This is a genomic window from Alcaligenes sp. Marseille-Q7550 (assembly GCF_965112015.1).
In genome coordinates this window covers 1-2,245 of sequence record NZ_CBCOPU010000009.1, presented here as the reverse complement: position 1 = coordinate 2,245, position 2,245 = coordinate 1, and the positions used below count along the sequence as shown (strand labels likewise).

The 2,245-nt window shown below is 66.7% G+C and carries 1 protein-coding gene and 2 pseudogenes; 1 reads left to right on the top strand and 2 read right to left on the bottom strand.

What is annotated here, in order from left to right; translation table 11 throughout:
- Window positions 1-109: 109 nt before the first annotated feature.
- Window positions 110-883 carry an IclR family transcriptional regulator gene (locus tag ACWPWO_RS18670; protein WP_454007874.1) on the bottom strand — a complete coding sequence of 258 codons (774 nt, stop codon included), beginning with the start codon at window positions 881-883 and terminating at the stop codon, window positions 110-112.
- A gap of 159 nt (window positions 884-1,042) precedes the next feature.
- On the opposite strand from ACWPWO_RS18670, the pseudogene ACWPWO_RS18665 reads away from it, so the two are divergent.
- A pseudogene (locus ACWPWO_RS18665) lies at window positions 1,043-1,486 on the top strand (GMC family oxidoreductase); the annotation flags it as partial.
- A gap of 32 nt (window positions 1,487-1,518) precedes the next feature.
- Here ACWPWO_RS18665 and ACWPWO_RS18660 read toward each other — a convergent pair.
- Window positions 1,519-2,245, bottom strand: a pseudogene (locus tag ACWPWO_RS18660) (GMC family oxidoreductase); the annotation flags it as partial.

The following is a 2,245-nucleotide window of genomic DNA, read 5'->3' as shown; positions in this document are numbered from 1 at the left end:
GGCGGCTACGACGACAAGGACCGGCTGCTGGTCAAGGCCGCGGCCACCTTCCGCGTCGTGCGCGGCAGTTGAACCCGGCCTCCGGAACGAGCCGGCGTGCGAGCTCCGGCTAGCTCCGCTCCCCCTCGGACGAACTCTCCCGGGCGTTGCGCTTGAACAGCCCCGCCATCTCGGCGGCCGCTTCGCGCATGGGCCCGGCAAACTGCAACAGCTCCGCCATGGAGCGCTGCGCCGTGGCGGCATGGCAGGCCAACGCCGCCACCACGTGTCCCTGCTCATCCTGTACCGGCACGGCGATGGCCACCATGCCGCGCACGAACTCCTCATTGTCGATGCCGATGCGCTGGCTGCGTATCCCCTGCAGCTCTGCCTCCAGGCGGGTCCGATCAGCAATGGTGCGCGGCGTCAGCGCCGCCAGCGTGATCCGGTCCAGCAGCTGGCGGCGCTGCACGTCCGGCGCCAAGGCCAGGAACAGCTTGCCGCTGGCCGTGCAATGCAAAGGCACGCGCGCGCCGATTTCCATGCGCAACTGCAGCCGCATGGGCTCGGGACTTTCCACCCTGGACAGATATTGCACGGTGTCGCCGGCCAGCGCCGTCAGGTTGCAGGATTCGCCGATGATACCCACCAGCCGCCCCAGTATGTGCCGGCTGGCGCGCAGAAAATGCGGCGAGCCCAGCAGGCCCGCCGCCAGATGATGGGCGCGCGGACCGGGCATGTAGCCGCCGTCGCCCGGCACGCGCATGACATAGGCCGCCTGCTCCAGCGACTGCAGGATGCGCAGCAGGCTGGTCTTGGGCAGCCCCGTGCGTTGCGCCAACTGGGCCAGGGTCTGGGCGTACTGCGTATGCGCCAGTTGCTCCAGCACGGTCAGAACCCTCAAGGGACGGCAATCCTCTGCCTGCATCACGGCCTCGCTACCTGAAAAATGAAACGGAAATGATACTTAGCGTTCCAGGTGCGGAACTTTCCGTGTTTACCCTATAAATGTTTCAAGCCTGAATCTTCAGACTGGCGGCACGAACAGAACTGGAGTGAGGCAATGGACACCACTGAAAGCGTTGACTATGTCATCGTGGGAGCGGGATCGGCCGGCTGCGTGCTGGCCAACCGGCTCAGTGAAAACGGCAAGTACACCGTCTGCCTGCTGGAGGCCGGGCCGCCGGACAGCAATCCCTGGATACACATTCCCATCGGCTACGGCAAGACCATGTTCAACCCCCGGCTGAACTGGGGCTTCCACACCCAGCCCGACCCCAACATGCTGAACCGGGAGATCTATTGGCCGCGCGGCAAGACCCTGGGCGGCTGCAGCTCCATCAACGGCCTGATCTACGTGCGCGGCCAGAAGCAGGACTACGACCACTGGGCCGCGCTGGGCAATGAGGGCTGGTCCTGGGACGAGTGCCTGCCGTATTTTCGCCGCATCGAGAACAACGACCTGGGCCCCGGCCCCACGCGCGGCACCCAGGGACCGCTGCACGCCACCAGCATACGCACCCGCAACGAACTGGTGGACGCCTTCATCGCCTCGGCCGAACGCAGTTCCAGGTGGCCGCGCGATTCGGGACGCAGTTGGCAGACCGAAAAGGTGCAGCCGGAGAAATCGTGCACCTTGCCGCCGGCCATGTCCGCCGACAGGGTCCCGAAATGGAACTGGATGTCGGGCGTGGCGGCCTCGGGCAAGGCCTTGCAGAAGATGGCGCCCTGATTGATGCCGATGGACAGCGGCCCGCCGCGAAACAGCAGCCATTGCAGCCCCATGCTGGCCTTGCCCCAGAGCGAGCGCAGCCTGTCGTTGTCGCTGATGGGCCTGTTCACCTCGTAGATCAGGCGAAATTGCAGGTGGTCCTGCAGGTTGCGGCCCACCCCGGCCATGTCGCGCACCACGGGAATGCCGAATTTCTGCAGCATGGCGGCCGGGCCTATGCCCGAGAGCTGCATGAGCTGGGGCGACTGCAGGGCGCCGGCCGACAGGATCACCTCGCGCCGCGCCCGCAGGGTCTTGATCACTCCGTCCTGGCGATAGCGCACGCCCACGGCGCGGCCCTGCTCGGTGAGGATGGCGCTGGCCTGGGCCAGGGTCTTGATGCGCAGATTGGGCCGCTCCCGCGCCGGGTTCAGGAAGGCCACGGCGGTCGAGCAGCGCCGGCCGCGGTGCGTGGTCAACTGGTAGTAGCCTGCGCCTTCCTGGTCGCCGGTGTTGAAGTCCTGCACGCGCGGGATGCCGTTGCGTTCGGCCGGG